This window comes from Psychrobacter sp. UBA6766 (assembly GCF_002453355.1).
In the GTDB taxonomy this organism is placed as follows: domain Bacteria; phylum Pseudomonadota; class Gammaproteobacteria; order Pseudomonadales; family Moraxellaceae; genus Psychrobacter.
In genome coordinates, this window is record NZ_DKGQ01000020.1 from 141,073 (window position 1) to 148,049 (window position 6,977).

The 6,977-nt window shown below is 43.0% G+C and carries 3 protein-coding genes; all 3 read left to right on the forward strand.

From position 1 onward, the window contains the following. Positions 1-335 precede the first annotated feature (335 nt). Complete coding sequence (locus tag B4K26_RS04805) at positions 336-1,574, forward strand: outer membrane protein assembly factor BamD (RefSeq protein WP_296243876.1); 1,239 nt, start codon at positions 336-338, stop codon at positions 1,572-1,574. 235 nt (positions 1,575-1,809) lie between these two features. Next, positions 1,810-3,999, forward strand: coding sequence for a DNA primase (locus tag B4K26_RS04810; protein ID WP_296243877.1), 2,190 nt, complete (start codon positions 1,810-1,812; stop codon positions 3,997-3,999). A 691-nt stretch (positions 4,000-4,690) separates the two neighbouring features. Next, on the forward strand, positions 4,691-6,610 hold the full coding sequence (rpoD, locus tag B4K26_RS04815; RefSeq protein ID WP_296243878.1) for an RNA polymerase sigma factor RpoD: 1,920 nt from the start codon (positions 4,691-4,693) through the stop codon (positions 6,608-6,610). Positions 6,611-6,977: the final 367 nt, after the last annotated feature.

Below are 6,977 nucleotides of genomic sequence, written 5' to 3' on the forward strand. Positions count from 1 at the left end.
AATACATAAAGCATTAGCCCTTTAACTACAAAATAGATAACGAAAAAATAGACGAAGCAGGCGTTATTCTATAAAGTAAGCGTTGTTTTGCTGTATGCTATGGCACTGATTTTTTAAAATAAGAACTTTTAAAATAATTTATTTTATTAATATGAGCAAAACGGCATTCGATAAAAACGATGTTAATAATGAGTGTGTTTATTGCTAGCGCTTACTTAGTAGCAGACCGTTAATGGATGCCGCAAGCATCGTTTTTTATTATTACCCTTATTACCCTTTTATAATTTAGCCTAATAGCGTTGCTGCTATTACGCGTCTTGTGTCGGAGAAGAAGTATGCAAGCTGTTGGCAATACGTTTATCAAACTGTCCTCAATCACCTTACTGGCGTTAAGCGTCAACTTGGTGGGTTGTCAAACGTTTAAAAACCTAACCGGCGGTAAAGACGTGGATGCGGTTGCCACTGCTGAGAAGTCTGAGCAAGGTTATTATAACGACGCCATCGCTCAGATTGATAAAGGTCGCTACACCCAAGCTATCGAAGATTTAACCAATCTACGAACCTTCTACCCGACTGGACAATATGCCGAACAAGCGTTGCTTGATGTGATGTACGCTCAGTATGAAAGCGGCAAATATGAAATGGCGGCTGCCAGTGCTGAGCAATTTATCAACCTGTATCCTTCTAATCCGCAAGTCAGCTATGCTTATTACGTGCGCGGCGTGGCCAATATGCAGGGTTCGTCTGAAGGTTTAAAATTGTTTAAGCTGAATCAAGCTGAGCGTGATACTGCATATTTGCGTATTGCCTTTGCCAACTTCCAAGAGCTTATTAATAAATATCCTAACAGCCCTTACGCGCCTGATGCTGCTCAGCGTATGACCTTTATTTATAATCAATTTGCCGAAAGCGAGATGAGCGCTGCCAATTGGTATATCGAACGCGAAGCCTATGTGGCTGCGGTGAATCGTGCCAAGTGGGTCTTCCAATATTATCCATTAAGTGAATCTGTGCCTGAAGCTATCGCCGTTCTCGCTTACAGTCATGAAAAACTGGGTCTAAACGATTTGGCAAAAGAGTATAAAACGCTATTGCAAATCAACTATCCAAACATGCTAACCAATGATGGTCGCGTTAAACTAAACACCAAACGTGAAAGTACTTGGCTCAATAAAGTGACGTTTGGTAAACTTGGACGCTCTGGCATTTCAGACAGCTCGGTTTCTACAGGCGATTATAATGGCGCTACCAAAACTCAGGTCATCCGTAACGCCAACCAACTAAGATTGCCAAGCGACAATGCGGCAGCGGCTAATGCAGCGCAAGGTACTTCGCCAAGACGTGCTACTGGTGTTAATACTAACAACGCTAATGGTATCAATATTGGTTTGGGTTTGCCTGAAGCATCGACGGAGCGCGTCACTAGCCAATCAAGCACCAGCTCGACGGCGAGAGAAGCTGAAGTAGATCCGCAAAATATCAATCCAACTCGCCGCACTACCTTACCGAATCAAGGTGTTTCTATCACGCCGTCAAATGCGAACGTCGATAACAACGATATGGACGATGAATAATTACTTGATGAATATCTGTTTAAGGGTGCTTTAGGTTTAAAAGTCTTTTAAAACTCTCCTTAAGTAGCCAGATTTAAATATAAAAATAAGGTCAGCGATACCGTTGGCCTTATTTTTTCTGTTTTTGTTTCTTTCATTTTTTACCTTCTAGCAGTTCCTCTTGCTATTTCAAGCTGACTGCCTAGCCCAAGATTGTTTAACTCAAAATATTGACCTATGGTAAACTGTTTTTTGCATGAGCATCCCAAATCATATTCTCGATCAATTAAATAGCCAAGCTGACTTAATCAGTATCATTGGGCGTCATACCACGCTCAAACGTGCTGGAAGTGAGTTTAAAGGCTGCTGTCCGTTCCACGGCGAAAAGTCGCCGTCTTTTTATGTCAATCCGCAAAAAAACATCTACCACTGCTTTGGCTGTAGCGTTGGCGGCAATGCCATCAGTTTTTTGCGGGATTATGAAAATTTGTCCTTTATCGAAGCAGTTAATGAGCTGTCAAAACAGACGGGCATCGAAGTACCTAAAGAAGAGCAGCAAAACGTTAGTTATCAGCGTGCTAAAGCCAAACCAAAAGCTCAGGCAAAATCCGCTATTAAGCCAGCACAATCAACAACGTGGTCAGATGAAACGGCAGCGCGCCCGCCATTGACTAATAACCAGCCAGTAATCGATAATCAGTCATCATTAAACGCTTCAGCTGATTACACGCAATCGCCTGTTTATAGCGACCATAATCGTTATGAAAATTACCCTCCATTGGAGGCTTACGATTCGGTTCCTGATACAATCGATGGCTACGATGCTCATTATCAAGGCGATGCCAACTATCAAGACGGTAATAGCTATCCGCCTGCATGGTTGCCAGAGGATGATAACACTACTGCCATCTACGATGATAGCGCCTCTGATAAAGATGGCAATCTGTATGAGCTATTGGAGCAAATCCAGCAATTTTATCAGCACAACCTTACGCTCCATCCGCATGCTAAGCATTATTTTTTATCGCGTGGTATCACAGAAGATACCTTTGCAACTTTTGGTCTCGGCTATGCACCTTTTGGTTGGCAGCATCTTGAGCATCAATTTCCGCAGGATATTGAAGGGCTTAAAGCGCTAGGTTTGGTTCGCCAATCAGAATCAGGGCGTGATTATGACTTGCTCCGTGACCGGGTCATTTTTCCCATTCGAGACAATCAAGGTCGTACCATTGGCTTTGGCGGCCGTGCGCTCGATGACGACGTAAAACCCAAATATATCAACTCCTCTGATTCTCCCGTTTTCCATAAGCAGCATGTGCTATATGGCTATTATGAATCGCGCCAGCAGCGCGCTAATAACTGGCTGGTGGTCGAAGGTTATATGGATGTCATTGCCCTGTATCAAGCGGGGATTTATGGCGCGGTTGCGTCTATGGGAACAGCGATTAACGAGAGTCAAATCTCACGGCTTTTAACGCTCAACCCTACTTTAACTCTAAGCTTCGATGGTGATAGTGCCGGACAAAAGGCGGCTTGGCGCACGCTTGAAGTTGCCCTACCGGTGCTTGGTGATGATAAAGAGCTGCGGTTTTTAACCTTACCGAATAATCATGACCCTGATACTTTTATTAAAAGTCAGGGTAGCGACGCCATGCGTGAGCAAATCGCTGCCGCTATGCCGCTATCACAGTATATTTTTGCTTATTTAAGTGAGCGCCATGATTTAACCGTGGTCGAGGGTAAAGCCAAGCTGATGTCGCAAGTGCGAGCATTGACTACTGCCTTACCTAAAGGCAGCAGTTTTCGCTATTTGTTAAACAATGATATTTATCAAAAGCTGGGCGGCAAACGCAACCAAAATAAAGAAGCCAAAGACGCGCTGCTAGACTTTGATGGTGATATGACCATCAGTCAGCAATTGCAGCTGTGTTTCTTATTTCAGCCGCGCGCATTGATTGAGGACCCTATCGAGTCTATTTGGCATCAAGCAGGTATCACTAATTTACAATTGCCGGCTCATATTAGAAAAAAAGCCTCTGCCGATATACTTCGTCCGCTGGCGTGGGAAGATTTACAAGATAATGCTTTGCTCGATATTGTCAATACCATCAAACGCTGTCTTAATTATCTACCAAAAGATGCCAATGCAGCGGCACATTTTATTTTATCGAATGTCAAACCAACATCCCAAGAAACGCTTAGCCGCGATTGGGGCCCTTTTTATAAAGCCCTGACCACGCGCAATATCTTAAGCCTTGAGGGTTTGGTTGAAGAATTGGTCAGCCAGTTAATTGAACGTCATATGAAGAAAAAAATTCAAGATTTGATTAAAAATCCCGACAATATAAAACTGGCGATTGTACGAAAACAATCCCAATTATTAAATGACTGGCTTCGCGAACAGCACGCAGAACGCTCTGCACAAATGGCCACCGTTAAGTCTTAACTTTTAGATTGAATTTATTTATAGCCAGCAACCCTTTAAAAGTATTGCGGTTGCCCCCACTATTAATGATTATGCCCAGTCGCATATAACAGTCCTGAATCAGGCTATTGATAAAAAATGATAAAGACGCAACGAATAAAAAACCGTCAGCAAAATGGGGAATAATTGCGAGCGAACACCACTACCTCGTGCTTGATTGTAGTGGTCTGTGTTAAACTGTGTCGCTGAATATTTGTAGCCCGACTTAATGGATGACGCTACAGCAAGATATACCCGCATCATTAAACACAGTTTTTGGTAAAAGCGCCGTTTTAGGTATCAACTTTTAAGTAGCAATTTAAAACATCAATTTTGAATTGCTTTGCATTTTGAACCACTGTTTTTAGGTAACACTATCTTTTTAGATAGGATTACTTGTTTAGAGAGTATTATTTTTTAAGTAGCACTTTTTTAGATAGTATGATTTTGTTTAAATAGTATGATTTTGAAATCTTTTGAGCGCTATTAATTTTTAGCGGTTTTTTAGTATTGTAATTGTCGTATTTTGAGCCTTTATTCATATCCACTCATTTTTGTTATTATTGACAACCTTTACGCCATATTTTGATGAATCGATTGATTATATCAACGCACCCCGTAAGCGTTAGCGAGTCACAATATAAAAATGTCCGATACAAGCAAGCGAGTATTTATGAACGATAAGTCAGTTTCTAAGTCCACCTCTCAACTGGCCACCTTAATCCAAATGGGTAAAGAGCAAGGGTATTTGACCTATGCCGAGGTAAATGACCAACTGCCCGACTCTATTACTGAAAGTGATCAGATTGAAGATATCGTGCAAATGCTAACGGACGTTGGCATTAAAATTTTTGAATCTGCGCCTGACGCCGATGACATCTTGATGAACGATGATGCAAGCGACGATGACATGGCAGCCGACGAGGCAGCAGCAGTATTGGCTTCGGTCGAGACTGAGCCTGGTCGTACCACTGACCCTGTGCGTATGTATATGCGCGAGATGGGAACGGTTGATCTCTTGACCCGTGAAGGCGAGATTGCCATTGCCAAACGTATCGAAGAAGGTATTCGCGACGTGCAGCATGCCATGGCTTATTGGCCAGGGACGGTACAGTTTGTCCTTGATGAGTATGAAAAAGTTCAAGACGGCGAGAAAAAACTGTCTGACGTGATCACAGGTTTTTTAGATCCTGAAACCGAAGAAGATAAAATTGCGGCGCAAGAAGCAAAAGATGCTGCAAAAGAAGAGCGCGAGCGCATCAAAGAAGAAAAAGAAAATCCGCCTGTCATCAAAACAAAAGCCAATGCCAAATTGGCGCTTGACGATGATGATGAAGACGAAGAAGAGGTTGAAGAAGAAGCCGAAGAAGAAACCAGCGGTATCGATCCCGAAGAGGTCCGTCTGCGTTTAGAAGAGATCGAACATCTATTTATCAAAGCTAAGCAAGCCTTACTTGATTATGGTCGTGGTAGCGTAGAAGCAGAGGCTGCTTATGCCCTGCTTGCCGAGCGCTTTATGATGCTTAAGCTCAACAATCGCTTGTCAGACCAAGTCATGGCTATTATGCATGATGTCTATGACGATGTGCGAAAGCAAGAGCGTCAAATCATGCGATTGGTGATCCGTCGTGGTCGAATGCCGCGTGACGAGTTCCGTAAGACCTTTCCGAGTAATGAAACCAATGTTGATTGGCTGATTGAGCGCATCAAAGGCAAACCTGCTTTTGCTGGGACATTAGAAAAAGTCGCCGATGACGTGATTTTATTACAACGTAAAATTCGGGATTACGAGCAGCAACTCGACATGAAAATTCACGATATGAAAGATGTCGCTCGCCGAATGGCGGTCGGTGAAGCAAAAGCGCGCCGTGCCAAAAAAGAGATGGTCGAAGCCAACTTACGTCTGGTTATCTCTATCGCCAAAAAATATACCAACCGTGGCCTACAATTTTTGGACTTGATCCAAGAAGGTAACATCGGTCTGATGAAAGCGGTTGATAAATTTGAATATCGCCGTGGTTATAAGTTCTCAACCTACGCCACTTGGTGGATTCGTCAGGCGATTACTCGCTCTATCGCTGACCAAGCACGCACCATTCGTATTCCTGTGCATATGATTGAGACCATTAACAAAATAAACCGTGTCTCTCGTCAGCTGCTACAAGAAATGGGACGCGAGCCGACGCCTGAGGAATTAGGCGAACGTTTAGAGATGGACGAAGTTAAAGTCCGAAAAGTGCTCAAGATTGCCAAAGAGCCAATCTCAATGGAGACACCAATCGGTGATGATGAAGACTCACATCTAGGTGATTTTATCGAAGATGGTACGATTTCAAGCCCGGTGGACGATGCGACAGCGGCTGGCCTACAAGAAGCCACTCGTGATGTGCTTAGTAACCTTACTGAGCGTGAAGCACGCGTCCTTAAGATGCGCTTTGGTATCGATATGCCAACCGATCATACGTTAGAGGAAGTCGGTAAGCAGTTCGATGTGACCCGTGAGCGTATCCGTCAGATTGAGGCAAAAGCCTTACGTAAATTGCGTCATCCTTCACGTTCTGAGCACTTGCGTTCATTCTTAGAGAATGACTAGTTAGTTGTAACTGCTCTATAGTTAATCATTAAATTTCATAAAAAAGCTGAGCATGTCTCAGCTTTTTTGTGCTTGAAAGCTTATTCCCTTAAAACCCTACTTATAACTACGTATTTGAGCTGCTCTTGCTAATGATGGCTGAGTTCGTCTATCATAGGGTGCTTGGTTATTCTGTAATGATATAAACCAATCTTTAAACCATAAAAACCTTGTCGGGGTGCTTTGATAGTCAGATTTCACTTTCAGATCATTTTTTTGATCTAGTGATATTTTACATCACAGCTGAGAGAGTCCCGCGAACCTGATGCAGTTAGCACTGACGTAGGAAACAAGCGTGCCCATATATAATACCAAACCCAAAATATAT

What these genes read in the sequence shown, in the direction of transcription:
- B4K26_RS04810 (WP_296243877.1), top strand. Translation starts at nt 1,810, where the DNA reads ATGAGCATCCCAAATCATATTCTCGATCAATTAAATAGCCAAGCTGAC.
- rpoD (WP_296243878.1), top strand. Translation starts at nt 4,691, where the DNA reads ATGAACGATAAGTCAGTTTCTAAGTCCACCTCTCAACTGGCCACCTTA.
- B4K26_RS04805 (WP_296243876.1), top strand. Translation starts at nt 336, where the DNA reads ATGCAAGCTGTTGGCAATACGTTTATCAAACTGTCCTCAATCACCTTA.